General features: G+C 66.1%; 11 protein-coding genes. 9 read left to right on the forward strand and 2 right to left on the reverse strand.

Annotated elements, in window-relative coordinates:
* The first annotated feature begins 233 nt into the window (after nt 1–233).
* Nucleotides 234–1,160 carry an MBL fold metallo-hydrolase gene (locus NTV05_12680; protein ID MCX6545250.1) on the forward strand — a complete coding sequence of 309 codons (927 nt, stop codon included), beginning with the start codon at nt 234–236 and terminating at the stop codon, nt 1,158–1,160.
* Here the strand turns inward: NTV05_12680 and NTV05_12685 are convergent.
* On the reverse strand, nt 1,154–4,072 hold the full coding sequence (locus NTV05_12685) for a hypothetical protein (protein MCX6545251.1): 2,919 nt from the start codon (nt 4,070–4,072) through the stop codon (nt 1,154–1,156). The genes NTV05_12680 and NTV05_12685 overlap by 7 nt on opposite strands.
* Before the next feature lie 144 nt (nt 4,073–4,216).
* On the opposite strand from NTV05_12685, the gene NTV05_12690 reads away from it, so the two are divergent.
* The 8 genes from NTV05_12690 (at nt 4,217) to NTV05_12725 (ending at nt 16,385) form a co-directional block, all read left to right on the forward strand.
* A complete protein-coding gene (locus tag NTV05_12690) occupies nt 4,217–5,092 on the forward strand; it encodes a sigma-70 family RNA polymerase sigma factor (protein MCX6545252.1) in 876 nt (291 codons plus the stop codon).
* A 68-nt stretch (nt 5,093–5,160) separates the two neighbouring features.
* On the forward strand, nt 5,161–6,219 hold the full coding sequence (locus NTV05_12695; protein ID MCX6545253.1) for a zf-HC2 domain-containing protein: 1,059 nt from the start codon (nt 5,161–5,163) through the stop codon (nt 6,217–6,219).
* Nucleotides 6,220–6,305: 86 nt separating this feature from the next.
* Nucleotides 6,306–7,694, forward strand: a complete 1,389-nt coding sequence (locus NTV05_12700) for an aminopeptidase P family protein (GenBank protein MCX6545254.1) — start codon at nt 6,306–6,308, stop codon at nt 7,692–7,694.
* A 10-nt stretch (nt 7,695–7,704) separates the two neighbouring features.
* Nucleotides 7,705–10,065, forward strand: coding sequence for an NAD(P)-binding domain-containing protein (locus tag NTV05_12705; protein ID MCX6545255.1), 2,361 nt, complete (start codon nt 7,705–7,707; stop codon nt 10,063–10,065).
* A 9-nt stretch (nt 10,066–10,074) separates the two neighbouring features.
* Entirely contained in the window at nt 10,075–11,340 is a 1,266-nt protein-coding gene (locus NTV05_12710; GenBank protein MCX6545256.1) for a glycosyltransferase family 87 protein, read from the forward strand.
* 61 nt (nt 11,341–11,401) lie between these two features.
* A complete protein-coding gene (gene tkt, locus NTV05_12715) occupies nt 11,402–13,528 on the forward strand; it encodes a transketolase (GenBank protein ID MCX6545257.1) in 2,127 nt (708 codons plus the stop codon).
* Entirely contained in the window at nt 13,525–14,670 is a 1,146-nt protein-coding gene (gene tal / locus NTV05_12720) for a transaldolase (protein MCX6545258.1), read from the forward strand. The genes tkt and tal overlap by 4 nt, the downstream gene beginning before the upstream one ends.
* On the forward strand, nt 14,667–16,385 hold the full coding sequence (locus NTV05_12725) for a bifunctional transaldolase/phosoglucose isomerase (protein MCX6545259.1): 1,719 nt from the start codon (nt 14,667–14,669) through the stop codon (nt 16,383–16,385). Before tal ends, NTV05_12725 begins: the two co-directional genes overlap by 4 nt.
* Nucleotides 16,386–16,390: 5 nt before the next feature.
* Here NTV05_12725 and NTV05_12730 read toward each other — a convergent pair whose 3' ends face one another.
* On the reverse strand, nt 16,391–18,433 hold the full coding sequence (locus NTV05_12730) for a S9 family peptidase (protein ID MCX6545260.1): 2,043 nt from the start codon (nt 18,431–18,433) through the stop codon (nt 16,391–16,393).
* Between the last annotated feature and the right edge of the window lies 1 nt (nt 18,434).

The raw sequence follows: 18,434 nt of genomic DNA on the forward strand, positions 1-18,434 counted from the left end.
TTCGTCGCGCCAGGGAGGGCACGGCATGCCGTGCCCCTACGGACACGCGAATCTCGTAGCCCCCCCGTGGTGGCTTCGGTGTGGGAACAGGAAGCGACCCGCCGGTATCGGATGCGTGTCGACCGGCTACAATGGAGTCTTGAGAGAGGGCTTCACGGCCTGGTGACGGCGGCCAGATCCGGGCGCCGGAACACGTGCTGAAACCGGTTGTTGTTACGGAAGGAGGCCCGCCGATGTCCCTGAATCGTCGTCAGTTCCTGACGTCCTCGTCGCTGGCGCTCGCCGCCTCGACGCTCAATGTCCGCCGGTTGTTTGCGCAAGCCACGCAAGCGGCGCCACAGACGGCGTTCACCGCCCTCCGCGGCACGGTGGGCTTCTTCACCGGCCAGGGCGGCACGATTGGTTACCACATCTCCAAGGACGGCGTGGTGGTCATCGATGCCCAGATGCCGGCCACCGCGAAGATCTGCCTTGATGGCATCAAAGAGCGCAGCGGCGGCAGGATCATCGATTACCTGGTCAACACCCATCACCACGGCGACCACACCGGCGGCAACCCCGTCTTCAGGCCGGCGGTGAAGAAGATCCTCGCGCACGTCAACGAGCCGAGACTGCAGCGCGAGGCCGCGGCGCGTGCCGCTGCGGCCAGGCCGGATGCGCCGGCGCCGGAGATCGTCGTGGCCGATACGACCTACACGACGACGTGGCGCGAGACCGTCGGCGCCGACACGATGGCGCTCAAGTACTACGGACCGGCGCACACCAGCGGCGATTCCGTCGTGACCTTCGAGAAGGCGAACGTCGTCCACATGGGCGATCTGGTCTTCAATCGGAGCCACCCGTACATCGACAAGCCCGCCGGCGCGTCGATCGCCAGCTGGACGAAGATCCTTGATGTCGTTGCCGCCGATCACGCCGCCGACACTATCTACATCTTCGGCCACGCGAATCCGAAGTTCCAGGTAACCGGCAGCAAGGCGGACCTCGCCTACATGCGGGACTACCTGGGCGCCCTGCTCGAGTTCGTCCGAGGTGAGATCAAGGCCGGCAGGACGCGGGACGCGATCCTTGGGATTTCAGATCCGCTGAAGGGCTTCCCGGATCACGGCCCGCTGATCCCGCGCGTGCTGACCGCCGCATACGAGGAACTGGCTCAGTAAACCTTGTCGAACCAGACGTCCTCGAGGATGTTCGCCTTCCGCGTCATCGTCTTGCCGCCGGCGGTGACGCTGATGACGTACTCGCCGGCGTCGGCCGGAACGTTGCCGCCAAACGTCGCATAGGCCAGCGGAGTCTGTTGCCCGCCCCGCCCGCCACCGAGGCCGCCAGCGCCCGCCCCGCCGCCGCGCCCGCCACGGCCGCCGGCTGATGCGGTCACCCCTGGCGCCGTCGCCAGCGTTCCGCGCATATTCCATAGCACCTGGTTGATGCCAGCCGCATTCGGGCCTTTGGTTTCTGCCAGCACCCACGAACCCTGCATCACCTTGACCACGACGTCACCCTGGGCCGGGCCCTTGAGGTAGTAGTTGATCAGGATGCCGTTCGGCGCGCTCTGTCCGGCGTAGTTGATCGACGCCGACACGTTCTCGCGACGCGTCACCCATTTCACTTTCGACGTCACGTCGAACAGGTAGAAGTCCTGGCCAAGGACCGCGCCACTCATCTCCTCGAGTGCCGAGATGTCGGTGATGAAGATTCCGCGGCCATGGGTGGCGACGATCAGTTCGTGCTCGCGCGGGTGGACCTGGAGATCGTGCACCGGCTGGGTCGGCATGCCGTTCTTGAGCTCCGTCCAGTTCTTGCCGCCGTCAAGGCTGACGTAGACACCCCAGTCCACGCCCACAAACAGCAGATTCGGGTTGTACGGATCCTCGCGAACGACGTTGACTGACCTGGCGGGCAGGTTGCCCGTGACCGATGCCCACGTGGCGCCGAAATCGGTCGTCTTGTAGAGAAAAGCTCTGAAATCGTCATTGCGGAGGCCGGTGTAGCTTACGTACGCCGTGCCCGGCGCATGCCGCGACGCGATGACGCGGCTCACGTAGTACCCGGGGTTGCCGGCGATCTTGTCGTTCAGCTTCGTCCAGTTCTTGCCGCCGTCCTTGCTCACCCACACGTTCCCATCGTCGGTGCCGACATAGAGCAGGTCACGCACGAGGGCGGATTCGTCGATGGACGTGATGGTCTGGTACTGAATGTTGCCGTCGCCGCCCTTGCCGACTGCCGGGGGCGGGGGCACGATGAGCTTCGTCTTGTCGTTGTTCGAGAGATCGGGGCTGACGACCGTCCAGGTGTCACCGCGGTTCGTGGATTTCAGCAGGACGTTCGCCCCGTGGTAGACCGTCGCCGGATCGTGCGGCGACAGCAGGATCGGCGCCGTCCACGCGTAACGGAGCGTGTTGTCGGCGTAGCGGATGCCCTTCGACTCGCCCGTGTAGAGATCGACCCTCGAGATCGATCCCTGCTGTGATTCGTTGTAGAGGAACCTGTTGTTCGCGTCGGTCACGTTGTACATACCGTCGCCGCCGCCCACCGTCTGCCAGTCCTCGAACACAATGCGGCCGCCGCTGCGCTTGGTGCTCGGCCCCCGGACCGAGCCGTTGTCCTGCAGGCCGCCGGCGACGTTGTAGGGCATCTGATAGTCGAATCCCACCTGGTAGAACTGCGCCAGCGGCAGTTCGTCCGGGTGATACCAGTTCTTGCCGCCGTCGTACGTGATGCCCATGCCGTGGTCGTACCCGAGCAGCATGTGGTTTGAGTTGGCCGGATCGATCCACATCGCGTGGTTGTCGCCGCCAAACCGGAAGGGCGATGTCCACGTCTTGCCGCCGTCTTTCGATTCGAGCACGCCGACCGTCAGCACGTAGACATGACCTGCGTCGTTCGGATCGACGCGGATCTGCATGTAGTAGTAGCCGGGACCGCCGCCGATTGACACGTTGGTGCCGGCGGCCGCGGCGGGTGCGGCCGCGCCCCCCCGGCCCTGCCGCGCAGGTTGCGGCGGCTGCTGGGCCTGGGCGTCGCCAGGAGCCTGGGCGACCGCGGTGGGCATCGCCCCGCGTCCGGACGCGAGCTTCTCGTTCACCTTCTTCCACGTCTTCCCGCCGTCATCCGAGCGGTACACCTCTTCGCCGATCATTCCGTCGCTCGACTTGCCCGCGCGCAGCTCGGCCAAACGGTCCGCATCCGACATGCCGGGCTTGTTGCCGTTCTCGATGTTCGCGTAAAGGATGAGGGGGTTCTTCTTGTAGATGTCGATGCCAATCCGGCCGAGCATGCCGCCCGGCAGCCCGCCCGCGAGCTTTGTCCACGTCTTGCCGGCATCCACCGTCTTGTAGATGCCGCCGCCGGGACCCGCGAGGTTGAACGTCCACGGCTTGCGCTCCTTGTCGTAGGTTGCCGCGTAGAGGATCCTGGAGTTGACCGGATCCATGGCGAGGTCAGCCGCACCGACCATCCGGCCGTCGGCCTTCACTTCGAGCGACCTGGTCCACGTCTTGCCGCCGTCGATCGTCTTGTAGACGCCGCGTTCGTCGTTCTGTGAATACAGGGCGCCAAGCGCCGCGACGTACACGATGTTCGGGTCCTTCGGGTCGACGAGCACACGACCGATGTGCTGGGAGTTCTTGAGGCCCATGTTCACCCACGTCTTGCCGGCGTCAATCGACTTGTAGATGCCATCACCCCAGTAGGTGCTGCGCGATGACGTATGCTCGCCCGTGCCGACCCACACGATCTTTGGATCTGACGCGGAGACGGCGATGTCGCCAATCGAGATCACCGCCTCGTTGTCGAAGATCGGTTCCCAACTCGTGCCGTTGTTGACCGATTTCCACAGGCCTCCCGACCCGGTGGCGGCGTAGATGGTCCACGGTTCCTTTTCGGGAACGGCAAAGTCCACGAAGCGGCCGCTCTGCCGTGAAGGCCCGATGGAGCGGAACTTGAACGTCTTCGCGAGATCGGGAGAGAGCGCCTGGGCGCCGAGATCGATAGATACGACCGTCAGCAGCAGCGCCAGGACGCCGACCGCGGCGAGCAACCTGGCAAGAGGACGAGGACGACACATGCGCATACGATCACTCCTTTGCGGGAACCAGACAGCCGACGGACACGTCGGGATGAATCGATGCAGGCAATCCGCCAAACAGTATCGAGGGGCAGCCGCTACGTCAATACTCAATCGGGACGCCGGCGGGGTGTAGGATGATCGCGGCGCATGACGATGACGACCAGATCCACCCCGCCCGACGTTTCCATCGATACCGGAACGGTCCGGCGTCTGCACCAGATCGCGCAGGCGGACCGATGGGCGATCACCGAGCAGGAGTTTGCCGCATGTCTCTCCCGAAGCGCGTGTCAGCGCTTTCGAGGCTACTCTCCGTCGGCGCGTGAGGTCGAACAGTACCTCGAGTCGCTGAAACTCGAGGATCTGGCACTCGCCTGCGGCTGCGTCCGCGGCAACGCGGTCGCCTGGGAGCACTTCGTCGCCGAGTTTCGCCCTGTTCTCCTTCGTGCCGCCCGTCAGGTGGCTCCGCCGGACACGGCCCGCGAGCTGTCCGATTCCCTCTACGCCGACCTGTTTGGGATCCAGGAGCGCGACGGATCCCGCCGGTCGTTGTTCGAGTACTTTTATGGCCGAAGCTCGCTGGCCGGATGGCTGCGGGCGGTCCTCGCGCAGCGAATGGTCGATCATCATCGGGCCACGCGGCGTTTCGAACCGCTGCCCGAACGGGACGGGTTTGCGCAGCCGGCAGCCGATGTCCTTCCGCCAGACGTCGATCGGGCCCGCTACCAGCCAGTCGTCCGGGCGGCGCTGCTTGCGGCGCTGGCGGCCTTGGATGCGCGTGCCCGGCTGAGACTCTCGCTCTACTACGCGCAGGAACTGACGATGGCCGCGGCTGGACGCCTGCTCCGTGAATCGGAAGCGACCGTGTCGCGCAAACTGGAACGGACGCGCCGTGACCTGCGGGCGGCCGTCGAACGGCGGCTCCGTGAAGTCGACCGGCTCTCAGACGCGCAGGTAGCCGCTTGCTTCGACTGCGCACGGACGGATCAGGCGTTCGATCTGGGGCAGGCGCTTCCGCCGGCATGACGCCTTCGTGTTGCGGAGCCGGTGCAAGAAATCGAGCTGGATTCGTTCTTCTAGAGGGGAGGCCACACGTGAGCACGGAACGTCAGCGGGATGCCGAGACGGACCGGCTGCTGCGCGCCACGCTGCAGCCGGGTGTGGATGCGGAGGCGTGCCCCGGTGCCGACATGCTTGCTGCATACGCGGAGGGCTCGCTCTCGGCCAGCGAACGCGACAATCTCGATGTCCACTTTTCGGACTGCCACCGCTGCCAGGAAGCGCTGGCGTTCATCGCCCGTGCGTGGCCGGAACCCGCCGTCGCACAAGCGATGGCATCGAAACGCTGGTGGTCGCTGCCCATGCGGTGGCTCGTTCCCGTCTCGGTCGCGGCGATGGTCGTGATGTACGTGGCCGTCCGTCCGGTGATTGCGCCGTACTTCCCCTCGAGCGTCCCGCCTTCGGGCGCAGACCAGTCTCCCGCCCCGGAGCACGTGATGGCGGACATCCGACTGCCGGAAGGCGGATCGATCAAGACGGAACCGGACGCCAGTAGGGAGTGGCGCGGCACTCCGCCACGAGAATCTGGAGCCGCGAGCGCGGATCGTGCGACAAGAGAGGTCGCGAGCGTGTCCGGACGTCGTGCGACCGCGGGAAACGAGGCACGCCTCGATGCGCCTCCGCCTGCGGGTCTCGCCGCGGCCCCGGCGGCGCTTCCGGCTCCCGTCCCGGCGGCCGCCCGTGCCGAGGCCGCAGGCGCGTCCCGACAGCAACTCGCGATGAAGGTGTCCGCCCCGGTGCTGCGAGATATCGCGTCTCCGGACGGTTCCGCCACATGGCGCATCGAGCCGGGTAATCGCGTTTTCCGGTCGACCGATCACGGGACGACGTGGCAGGCACAATCGACCGGTGTGCTGGCGGATCTTCTTGCGGGCTCTGCGGCGTCTGCCACCGTCTGCTGGATTGTTGGCCGCAATGCCTCCGTCATCGTCACGACCGACGGCGCGCGATGGACGCCACGCCCATTTCCCGAGCGCGTCGATCTGGTCGCGGTGGAGGCTACTGACGGCCGCTCGGCGATCGTAACCGCGCGCGACGGCCGCCGCTTTGTCACCCTGGATGGCGGCATCACCTGGTCGGCAGGACGAAACTGAATGGGAGTACGGTGTGGTGGAAATCCAGCCTGACAGCTTTCTGTTCTACACTATCGACGAGACAGACCCCCGCGAGGTGATCAGATATGTTTGATGCGGCCATCTACCGTGAACGTCGCGCCCGGCTCGGGACAGGCGTTGGATCCGGACTCGTCCTGCTGCTGGGCAACGACGAGGTCGGGATGAACTACGCGGGTAACACGTACGCGTTCCGTCAGGACAGCACCTTTCTCTACTATTTCGCGGTGGACCAGCCGGGGCTGGCCGCGACGATCGACATCGACGAGGGGACAGAGACGGTGTTCGGCGACGACCTCACGGTGGCCGACATCGTCTGGAACGGCCCGCAGCCAACCATGGCCGATCATGCCAGGCCGGCCGGCATCTCGTCGGTTGCGCCGGCACGCGAGCTGGCGCCGCGCGTGGCGGCGGCCATCGGCCAGGGGCGCCGCATTCACTTCCTGGCGCCGTATCGACCCGAGCACACGTTGAAACTGGCAGGGCTGCTCGGGCTCCACCCGTCGGCGGTGCGCGATTACCGATCGGCCGCATTGCACAAGGCCATCGTGGCGCACCGCAGCTATAAGAGCGCGGCCGAAGTGGCCGACATCGATGCGGCGGTGAATGTGTCGCGCGAGATGTACCTGGCGGCGATGCCGGCTGCGCGCCCCGGGCGCTACGAGCGCGAGATCGTCGCCGAGATCGCGCGGATTGCGACGGCGCGAGGCTTTGCCTTCTCGTTCCCGCCGATCTGCTCGGTGCACGGCGAAACGCTCCACAATCCGTTCCACCTCAACAAACTGCAGGCCGGCGACGCGATGGTGCTGGATTCGGGCGTGGAGACGCCGAATCACAACGCCAGCGACATCACGCGCACGATCCCGGTCGGCGGGGCCTTCACGTCGCGCCAGCGCGAGATCTACGAGATGGTGCTCCGGGTGCAGGTGAGCGCGATCAACGCCATCAAGCCAGGCGTGCCCTACAAGGACGTGCACCTGCTGGCCGCGCGCACGTTCGCGACCGATCTGAAGGCGGCCGGCCTGATGAAGGGTGATGTCGACGAAGCGGTGGCGGCCGGCGCGCACGCGCTGTTCTTCCCGCACGGCCTGGGCCACATGCTGGGCATGGACGTCCACGACATGGAGAATCTCGGCGAGCAGTTTGTCGGCTACGACGACAGTGTGGCGCGCAGCACGCAGTTTGGCCTGGGTTATCTGCGGCTCGCGCGGAAGCTCGAGCCGGGTTTCGTGCTGACCGTCGAGCCGGGACTCTATTTCATCCCGGCGCTGATTGATCAGTGGAAGGCCGCAAAGACGTGCGCCGCGTTCATCAACTACGACACCGTCGAGCAGTATCGCGACGCGCGCGGCTACCGCATCGAAGACGACGTCCTGGTGACGAAGGACGGACACAGAGTGCTCGGTTCGCCCATTCCCAAGACGGTGGAAGAAGTGCAGCACGCGTGTTCAGGGTAGCTCGCGTCTGATGCTCGCGACGTATCGCCGATGGCTGCACGCCCAATGGCCGGCCGGGACGGTTGAACCGCTGCCGCAATCCGGCCCGGGCGGAACCACCGCCATCCCAGGCGTTCGCATCATCGGCGATCTGGCCGGCACGCCGTTGCTCAAGCGTTCGGCGGCAGGCGGCGCGAGCGCGATCACATACATCCTGAGCGAGCCTGGCTTCAAGGCCTCCAGTGATCCCGGCGTGCTCGACGTCGCCATCGTAGGCGCCGGCGCAGCGGGCATCGCCGCGGCCATCGCGGCGCAGCGCGCCGGGCTCCGTTGTGCCGTGTACGACGCGACAAGAGCGTTTGCCACGATCGCCGACATTCCCGGGCGGATGGAGATTCACGCCTACCCGACCGGCGGCGACCCGGAGAGCGCCCTCCTGATCACCGCATCCAAGAAGGCCGATCTGCTCGCCGAACTCGAACGCCAGCGCGTGGCCGCAGGCATCGAGCCGATCGTCTCGCGGATCGATCACATCGAACAGGCGGGCCACGAATGCCGGCTGCACCACGCCGACACGAGCGTGACGCGGGCGCAACGCGTCCTGGTGGCCATCGGTCGTCGCGGCATCCACCGGACACTGGATTGCCCCGGCGGACATCTGGACAAGGTCCAGACCCGCCTCTACGATCCGCAGGAATTCGCCAGGAAGCAGGTGCTCGTCGTCGGAGGTGGCAATGCCGCCGTCGAGGCGGCCGTCGCGCTGGTCTCCTGCGGTGCCAAGGTCACGCTGAGTCATCGGCAGGCGGCGCTTTCGAAGCCGTCCCGGGAGAACCTCGACAAGCTCCGCGCGCTGGAGCGAGATCCATCCGCCGACGTACACATCGAGGCTCCGGTGTCACCCTATGTGACGACGGCGACGATGAGGACCATGAAGAGCCCGGAGGGGCCGGGGTCCATTCAGATCCTGCCGGCGACCACTGTCGCCCGCATCGAACCCGCCACGGTCACGCTGCTCGATGCGGACCAGCGGCAGACGACCATCCCGAACCACGCCGTGTTCGCGATGATCGGCCGCGAGGGGCCGGCCGGGTTCTTCAGGCGTTCGCATCTGCCGCTGCGCGGCGATTGGGACGCGGTGACCTGGGCGTGGCTGGGACTGTCCCTGTTGTTGTGCTTCCTGGTCCTGCATTGGAAGGGCAGCTATCCCGAGTTCCCGTTCCAGCAGGTCGTGGCCAGGTACCAGGCCTTTCCCTACGACGTGCCTCGCATGATCGATGCGATCGGCGGCGCGATTGGCCAGCGGGCTGGTACCGAACCCCATCTGCTGTACACGATCAAGCTGGCGCTTGGCCGCCCATCGTTCTACTTCACGTTCGTCTATGCCCTGGTCGTCTCCATCTTCGGCATTCGGCGCATCCGGCGCACGCGTACTCGCTACGTGCTGTGGCAGACGCTCTCGCTCATGTTCGTGCAGTGGTTTTTTCTCTGCCTGCTGCCCGAGATCCTCCTGCCGTGGGCTGGCCGCAACGGCTACTTCGAGCCCGGCGAGCGAATGCGGGTTCTAGCCGACGCTCTTTTCGAACGCCTTGACGGGTTCCGCGGGCATGAGCGGGCCTATTGGCGGGCGTACGGGCTCATCGTGCCGTTTCCGCTCAACGTGGCCAACGTCTTTGCCGATCGCCCGATGTGGCTCTGGGTCGAGATCTCGGCCCTGCAGTTGGCTGCCATCCTCCCGTTGATGGTGCGTCGATGGGGCAAGGGCGGGTATTGCGGGTGGATCTGTCCGTGGGGCGCCGTGGCCGAGACGGTGGGAGACCGGCAGCGCGAGAAGATGCCGCACGGGCCGCAGTGGAACCGGCTGAACATGCTGGGGCAGGGTGTGCTCGCCCTCTCCGTCGCGCTGCTGGGACTTCACCTGTGGGGCTGGGCCAACGGGGCGTCCTCGTGGGCGGCGATTGGCTTCGGCTGGTTCTACAACGCCGTCCCGTACCTCAACTACGCCTGGCTGGTCGACGTCATGATGGCCGGCGTGTTCGGGCTGGGGCTGTGTTTCTTCCTGAGCGGCCGCGCCTTCTGCCGGTTTGCCTGCCCGCTTGGCGCACTGATGCACATCTACGCGCGCGGCACTCGCTTCCGGATCTTCCCCGACAAGGCCTTGTGCACGTCGTGCACCGAATGCACGCGGGTCTGCCACGCGGGGGTGGACGTGATGAACTTCGCGAACAAGGACCTTCCCGTGGTCGATCCCGAGTGTGTCCGCTGTTCCGCGTGCGTCGCCGAATGCCCGACTGGTGCGTTGACGCTCGGATTCCGGCGGCCGAGCGGCGAAGTGGTGCTCGACAAGATGGACGCGTCTCTGGTTCAGACGCGTGAAGCGCGTCTCGCGCCGTAGTTCACGCCCTTGCGCACCCTGCTGATTCCACTCGGCGTCGCGCTGGCCGCAACCATGGCGGTGGCGGCCCGACTTGATGTCCGCCGCGACACCGGGATCGTCCTGGTGCTGGCCGCGGTGGCGTCGGCCATCTACCTGTTCGCGATGTGGTTGATTTCGCGAGGCCGGGTGCCTGGCCGCGCGGGTCTCTGGGTGTGCCTCGCGCTGGCTGTACTGTGCCGCGCGCCCCTGGTCCCGGCCGATCCGACGCTGTCCGACGACATCTACCGGTATATCTGGGACGGCCGCGCCCAGGCCTTCGGCGTCAATCCCTACCAGGCCGTTCCGGCCGATCCGGCCCTTGATTTCCTGCACACCGACACCACGCGCAAGATGAATCACCCCGGGCAGCCGACGATGTATCCGCCGTTTGCGGAGTGGGTGTTTCGAGGCATCGCCGCGATTGACCAGTCGGTCATCGCGTTCAAGCTGACCTTCGTCCTGCTCGATCTGATCATCATCTTTCTGGTGATGCGATGGCTGGTGGCGTCCGGTCGAAGCGCGTGGCTCGTGCTGGTGTACGCGTGGAATCCGCTGGTCATTCTCGAAATCGCGGGGAGCGGCCATCTGGATGTGGTGGGCGCCGCGCTGCTGATGGTGTCCTTTCTGGCGCTGTCGAATCGGATGGGATGGCTGGCGGCCATCGCGTTTGTGGCGGCGATCGAATTGAAGTTCGTGCCGATCGTCCTCGCACCACTGTTCTGGAGGAGGATTCGTGTTCGGGACGCGGTGATCGCCGCGGGGTTCGGGCTGCTGCTGGCGCTGCCATTCACGGGCGGCACGCTGACCGCGCCGATCGGGGCGTTGCCTGCCTACCTGGCGAAGTGGCGCTTCAACGGGCCGGTGTATGCGATGGCCCAGAGCGCGATCGGCATGCGCGCCCTGGTGGCGCTGCCTCTGGTTGCGGGCCTGGTGGCGGCCGCGTGGTTCCGGTGGAGATCCAGAGAGCTCGCGCCATCGGCGTGGGCGTGGCCGATGGGTGTGGCATTGCTGCTGTCGCCGACCGTCTACCCGTGGTACCTCCTGTGGCTCTGCCCGTTTCTCGTCGAGCGAGCGACGGTTCCGCTGCTGATCTGGACGCAAACCTCGCTGCTGACGTACTTCGTGTGGCGCGTGTCGGCCTCGGGCGGAGGCTGGCAACTGCCCTGGTGGGTGTTGACGACGGAGTTCGGTGTGGTCGCGGCGGCCGGTGTCTGGTTGGTTGCGAGGCGGACTCCCACGAAAGCACTCTCATGACGATCTCAATGCGAGATCGGTTGCCTCACGGGGGTGACGGACACTTGTTTCATTCGGTAAGATGAAGCCCACAGAAAGTGTCCAGGAGTGCATTTCCCGTGACCAGAGGAGAAGCAGCGTGATCGACGCGTCGGCCCAGCTCGAACAACTGGCCATCAACACCATCCGCACATTGTCGATGGACGCGATCCAGGCGGCGAACTCGGGTCATCCGGGCGCGCCGATGGGCATGGCGCCGGTCGCGTACACGTTGTGGCAGCGCTTCCTGCGATTCGATCCGGATCAACCGCTCTGGCCCAATCGCGATCGTTTCGTGCTGTCGGCTGGCCATGCCTCGATGCTGCTGTACTCGATGCTGCATCTGATCGGCGTGAAGGCGGTTGACGCCGACTCGCGCACAACCAGCGAACTCGCCGTCCCGCTCGACCAGATCCAGCAGTTCCGCCAGTTGCACAGCCGGTGTCCCGGTCATCCCGAGTACGGGATCACGACCGGTGTCGAGACCACCACCGGGCCGCTCGGCCAGGGTGCCGCCACCAGCGTGGGGATGGCCATGGCGAGCCGCTGGATGGGCCAGCACTTCAACCGTCCCGGCTACGACCTGTTCAACTTCGACGTCTTCGCACTGGTTGGCGACGGCTGCATGATGGAAGGGCTCTCGAGCGAGGCGGCGTCGCTCGCCGCGCACCTGAAACTCGACAACCTCTGCTGGATTTACGACAGCAACCACATCACGATTGAAGGATCAACCACGCTCGCCTTTTCTGAGGACGTCGGCGCACGGTTCGCGGCCTATGGATGGAACGTCGTGCGCGTTCCGGATGCCAACGATCTCGCCCGACTGGATGACGCCTTCTCGACATTTCGGGCCACCACAGACCGGCCAACGCTCGTCATCGTCTCGAGCGTGATCGGGTACGGCGCGCCGCACAAGCAGGGCACCAGAGAGGCGCACGGCGAACCGCTCGGAGCGGAGGAAGTCCGCCTCACGAAGCAGAACTACGGATGGCCCGAAGCCGCGCAGTTCCTCGTGCCGGACCAGGTGCGCGAGCACTTCGCGGCCGGCATCGGTCGTCGCGGCCGGCAATTGAGCGAGCAGTGGACGGCGCGTCTCGACGCTTACGCGCGCGAATACCCCGAGCAGGCCGATCATCTGCAGCGGATGCAACGCCGGGAGCTGCCGGAAGCGTGGGACGCGGGATTGCCGACGTTCCCGGCCGACGCCAAGGGCATGGCTGGGCGGGAAGCCTCGGCGAAAGTGTTGAATGCGATTGCCGCGCGGGTGCCGTGGATCATGGGCGGTTCGGCCGACCTGACGCCCTCGACGAAGACACGGCTCGTGATGCCAGGCGCCAGTGATTTCGCCGCTGGCGCGTACGAAGGCCGGAACGTGCACTTTGGCATCCGCGAACACGCGATGGGCGCGATTCTGAACGGTCTCTGCCTGTGCGGCGTGCGGCCGTACGGGTCGGGCTTCTTCATTTTCAGCGACTACGGGCGGCCGTCGCTGCGCCTGGCCGCATTGATGGCGTTGCCGGTCATCTACGTGTTTACGCATGATTCGATCGGCGTCGGCGAGGATGGGCCGACGCACCAGCCCGTCGAGCAGCTGCCGTCACTGCGCGCGATGCCCGGCCTGATCACGCTGCGGCCGGCCGACGCCAACGAAGTGCTCGAAGCGTGGCGCCTGATCATGCCGCTCACGCACGAACCGGTGGCGCTGCTGCTGACGCGGCAGGCGCTGCCGACCTTTGATCGGACCCGGTGCGCGCCGGCCTCGGGGGTCGCCAGGGGCGCCTACGTGCTGGCCGATGCGGCCGACGGTTCGCCGGACGTGCTGCTGCTTGCGAGCGGCAGCGAGGTGGCGCTGTGCCTCGACGCCCGCGAGCAGTTGCTCACATCGGGCATCAAGGCCCGCGTCGTCAGCATGCCGTCGTGGGACCTCTTTGAGAAGCAGGATCGGGCCTATCGCGACAGCGTCCTGCCGCCGGCGGTGGACGCCCGCGTGGCTGTCGAAGCCGCGACCACGCTCGGATGGGATCGCTACATCGGCCAGCGCGGCGCTGTTATCGGGATGAAGACGTTTGGCGCGTCGGCGCCCCTCAAGGTCGTCATGAAACACTTCGGCTTCACGTCCGAACATGTCGCGGAGGTGGCCAGAACCGTGCTGGGAGGACAACTCGCATGAATCGGTTGCAGGCACTCGGGCAATACGGGCAGTCGGTCTGGCTCGACTACATCCGCCGGCAGATCATCGAGAACGGTGAACTGCGCCGCATGGTCGACGAAGACGGCGTGGCTGGCGTGACGTCGAACCCCGCCATCTTCGAAAAAGCAATCGCGGGCAGCACCGACTACACCGATGCGCTCGCGAGGCATGTCGCGGCAGGCGTCATCGGCCCCAAGCCGCTCTATGAGGCGCTGGCGATTGCCGACATCCAGGACGCCGCCGATATCCTGCGCCCGGTCTACGAGCGCACCAACGGTCGCGACGGGTTCGTCAGCCTGGAGGTGTCGCCGACGCTGGCCGCCGACACGCCGGGCACGCTCGATGAAGCGCGCCGGTTATGGAAGGCGGTCGGCCGCGACAACCTGATGGTCAAGGTGCCTGCCACCCCCGAAGGCATCCCTGCGATCCGGCAACTCATCAGCGACGGCATCAACATTAACGTGACGCTGCTGTTTGCGGTCGAGATGTACGAGAAGGTGGCCGAGGCGTACATCGCCGGGCTGGACGCACGTGCGGCTGCCGGCGGCGATCTGAGCCGCGTGGCCAGCGTGGCCAGCTTCTTCGTGAGCCGGATCGACAGCGTCATCGATGCCAGGCTCGCCGAAAAGGCCGCCGCCTCGACCAACGCCGACGAGCGGGACCGTCTCGCGAAGCTGGCCGGCAAGGCGGCGATTGCCAGCGCGCGACTCGCGTATCATCGCTACCTGCAGGCGTTCCGCACACCGCACTGGCAGGCGCTCGCCGGACGGGGCGCCCGGACCCAGCGACTGCTCTGGGCCAGCACCAGCACCAAGAACCCGGCCTACCGCGACGTGATCTACGTCGAGGAACTGATCGGCGCCGATACCGTCAACACGATTCCGCCGGCCACACTCGAGGCCTTCCGCAATCATGGTGAGGTTCGCGCCAGCCTCGAGGACTCGCCGGAAGATGCCGCGGCTGCGCTCCGAAGGATCGAAGCCGGCGGCATTTCGATCCGCGAGGTGACCGCGCATCTGCTCGCCGACGGTGTGACGCAGTTCGCCGTGGCATTCAGCCGCCTGCTTGACGCGGTGGCCGCCAAGAGCGCGGCCGTGCCGCAACGGGCTGGTGGGCGGTGATCCGATCGGTTGCGGGATCGCTTGGCGAGGCGATAGATGAGGCGCTGGCTGCCTGGCAGGCCTCCGACAGCACGACCCGCTTGTGGGCGCGCGACGCGTCGTTGTGGAGTCATGCCGACGAATCCCGCTGGCTTGGCTGGCTGTCGATTGTCGGCGATCAGATCGCGCAACTCGCCGTCTTGAGGGCGCTGGCAGAAGATGTGAGGCAGGCGGGATTCTCGCACGCGCTCCTGGTCGGGATGGGCGGATCGAGCCTGTGCCCGGAAGTGCTGCGGATGACGTTTGGCCGCGTCAGCGGGGCCCCGGACCTCCACGTGATCGACTCGACCGATCCCGGGCAAATCGCGGCCGTCGCGTCGAGCGTCGATCTGGCGAATACGATCGTCATCGTATCGAGCAAGTCTGGCAGCACGCTCGAGCCGAACATCCTGCTCGAGTACTTCTACGACCGTGTGCAACAACGGGTCGGGAGCCGCGAGGTCGGCCGGCGCTTCATCGCCATCACCGATCCCGGGTCGTCGCTCGAAACCCTCGCGACCAGCCGCCATTTCCGGCACATCTTCCACGGCGCGCCGAGTATCGGCGGCCGCTATTCGGCGCTCTCCGCTTTCGGCATGGTGCCCGCCGCCATCATGGGCATCGATGTCGCCCGGTTCCTCGATCGCGCGGCGCAGATGGTGCATGCGTGTTCCGCGGGTGTGCCGGCTTCCGCCAACCCGGGCGTGCTGCTGGGCGTGACGCTCGGCGTGCTGGCCCGCCACGGCAAGGACAAGCTCACCATTCTGGCATCGCCGGGAATCTGCGACCTTGGTGCCTGGCTGGAGCAACTGGTGGCGGAATCGACGGGCAAGAACGGGATGGGAATCATCCCGGTCGATCTCGAAACCCCCGGGATGCCGGGCCAGTATCGAGACGATCGCATGTTTGTGTATCTGCGTCTTGCGACGGCTCCGGATGTGTACCAGGACGTGTCGGTGGCGGCCATCGAGCAGGCCGGCCACGCCGTCGTGCGAATCTCGGTCGCGGACGAGTACTCACTGGGGCAGGAGTTCTTTCGCTGGGAGATCGCGACCGCTGTGGCGGGCGCGCTGCTTGGCATCAACCCGTTCGATCAGCCCGATGTCGAGGCCAGCAAGATCGCCACAAAGCGGTTGACGGAGGCGTACGAGGCGGCGGGTTCATTGCCTCCCGAAACACCGATCCTCGCCGATGGCCCGCTGATGTTCTTCGCGGACGATCGGAACGCCGCCGAGTTGAAGGCGCTGGTCGGCGCCAACCGATCGGCCGAGGCGTACCTCCGCGCTCATTTTGGCCGCGCTGGCAACGGCGACTACGCGGCGCTTGTCGCCTACGTTCCGATGAACACCGCCAACCAGACGCTGCTCCAGGCGACCCGGCATCTGGTTCGCGATCGCCGCCGGGTGGCCACCTGCCTCGGGTTCGGCCCGCGTTTTCTCCACTCGACTGGCCAGGTCTACAAGGGCGGGCCCAACAGCGGCGTCTTCCTGCAGGTGACATGCGACGACGTGCTCGACCTGCCGGTGCCAGGGCGCAGGTACACGTTCGGCGTGGTGAAAGCGGCACAGGCGCGGGGCGACTTCCAGGTGCTCGCCGAGCGTGGCCGCCGCGCACTGCGCGTGCACCTCGGTCCGGATGTGGCGGCAGGGTTGACGGCGTTGCGCGACGCCGTGGCCGCGGCGGTGGAACAGGCGTAACGGCGCTACTTGGCCGGCTTCAAGTACTTGTCGTACCAGGCCAGGAACCGCTGCAGCCGGTCGCGCTGGTAGCTCGGCACCGTCAATCCGTGGAACTGGCCGGGATAGACCACCAATTGCGTGTCCACCCCCAGGCTCTTGAGCGCCTCGTACATCTGCTCGCCGCCGATGATCGGCACGTTGAAGTCCTTCTGGCCGCCCAGAAACAACGTCGGCGTCTTGATCCGATCGGCCTGGAAGAACGGATACGAGATCTTGATCCACAGATCGCGGCTCTTCCAGGGCGGGCCAATCTCGCGCTCGTACTGCACGATGTACTGGTCGCTGCCATACATCGAGAGCTGGAGCGCGCTGCCTGCCCCGCTGACGGCCGCCTTGAATCGGGGATCGGTCGCGATCGAGTAATCCGTCAGGATGCCGCCGTAGCTCCATCCCCCGATGCCCAGCCGTTCGGGATCCGCCACGCCCGCGGCGATCGCCTGATCAACGGCCCCCAGCAGATCGACCACTTCCTTGTTGCCCCAGTCGCCGAAGATGGCTTTCTGATACGTGCCTCCGCGCCCGTTGCTGCCCCGGTAGTTGACAGAGAGGACCACGTACCCGTTGGCGGCGAAGAACTCCCGGTCAAAACTGAACTGATGCTCGTCCTGCCCGTTCGGGCCGCCGTGGATGTAGAGCACCATCGGGTACTTCTGGCCGGCCGTGTACGACGCCGGCTTTACCATCAGGCCGTTGACGACGGTGCCGTCCTTGCTCTTCGACGTGAAGTCCTCGGTGGTGGCCAACTGCAACTGGGCGAGCAGCGCGTCGTTCTGGTGAGTCAGTTTGCGGAACGCTCCGTTCTCGAACGCGCACACTTCCCCGAATTCGGTGGCGGTGCCCGTCACCAGCGTCAGCGCGCCGTCGCTGCCGCGCGAGAGATTCGACACGGTGCGGCGGCCAGACGTCAGCTTCTCGACCGCACCGCCAGCCGTGGTCGTCCGGCCGATGTACGTGACGCGATCATCGGCCACCTCGAACAGCAGCGCCTTGCCATCGGCCGTCCAGACCAGCGGATCAGCCACCGGCCGGTCGAGGGCCGTGGTCAACAATCTGACCGCGCCGCCCGCCGCCGGGGCAATCGCGAGCACCTCCTGCTGGTAGGCGGAGTACTTCGCTTCGTCGCCCTGCAGAAACGCGATCCACTGGCCATCCGGACTCCAGGCGGGACGTCCTCCGTTGGTTCCCACGAACGTCGAGAGCTTCTTCGGTTCGGCGCCCGGGCGGGCGTCGACGACAAAGATGTCGGAATTCTCGTTGCGATCGGCGTCGGGATCGCGACGGCCCACAAACGCGAGTCGCGTGCCATCTGGCGACCACGCCGGCGAGCTGTCGTCCACGTTGCCCTTGGTGATCTGCTCCGCTTTCTTCGTCGCGACGTCGAAGATCCAGATGTGCGAGTACAGCTTCTTGAGATACCCCTCGATGTCCTGCTTGAAGTGGTACCGGTCGATGACGATGGGGGGCTCGGTCTTGCGCTTCCAGCCTTCCATCTTCTCCGGCTCATCGGTCGGGTCGATGTCGCTGGCGACGAACACGATCTTCTTGCCGTCGGGCGACCAGGAATAGTCGCTGACGCCCCCCTTGATGTCGGTCAGTTTCTGCGCCTCACCACCAGTCCTGTCGAGCAGCCAGATCTGCGCGCCCAGCTTCTTTTCGTCCTCCGTGCCGCGACTCGTGAGAAACGACAGGTAACGGCCATCGGGGCTCCAGCGCGGCGCACTCTCGCGGCTGTCCGCGGTGAACGTCATTTGCAGCTGCTGGGTGCCGTCCCAGCTCACCATCCAGATGTCGGAGTCGCGCTTGTCCTTCTCGACGTCGGTGGTCCCGACGGTGTAGGCCACCCACTTCCCGTCGGGCGACCGTTGCGGATCGCCGACCGGCCTGATCTTGTGCAGGTCATCGAGTGTGATGGCGCGTTTGGCCGGCTGGGCCGACGCCAGCGTTGCGACCAGCACGACAACGAGAGACGCGAGGAGGGTGGTGCGGAACACACGGATTCGGCGCATG

It is taken from the genome of Acidobacteriota bacterium (assembly GCA_026393755.1).
In the GTDB taxonomy this organism is placed as follows: Bacteria; Acidobacteriota; Vicinamibacteria; order Vicinamibacterales; family JAKQTR01; genus JBAXOX01.